Origin of the sequence: Arenibacter sp. F20364, from assembly GCF_023015905.1 — a bacterium.
Taxonomy (GTDB): Bacteria; Bacteroidota; Bacteroidia; order Flavobacteriales; family Flavobacteriaceae; genus Arenibacter.
Genome location: NZ_JALKBD010000170.1, coordinates 1 through 350 on the forward strand (window position 1 = coordinate 1; position 350 = coordinate 350).

Consider the following 350-nt stretch of genomic DNA (forward strand, 5'->3'; position numbering starts at 1 on the left):
TTATCGTTGCCTCCTGAGGAAATATCCTCTGTAAGGATAGTACCGTTTAATATATTCTCTGTCCGAACCGCGTTGTCGGCCAATTTAGCATTGGTAACCGCATCGGCACCAAGTTTCGCTGTTACTATGGAAAGGTCCTCAACCTTGAAAGGATCCAAAGTAGTACCTGCCCCGGTAATCGTTACCTGGTCCGCAATGGCCGCGAAGCTCGACTTGTCGATCCACTCAACCGTACCAACGGCATCCGTAACCAAAACCTTGTCGTTGCCTCCACTTAATATGTTTTCTGTCTGAACCGCGTTGTCGGCCAATTTAGCATTGGTAACCGCATCGGCACCAAGTTTCGCTGT

1 protein-coding gene is annotated in these 350 nt (G+C 48.9%); it reads right to left on the reverse strand.

Translation table 11 applies throughout. The features are described 5' to 3' along the window. Positions 1-350: hypothetical protein (locus tag MWU84_RS24190; protein WP_246906627.1), on the reverse strand; the 350-nt coding region annotated here is incomplete at both ends.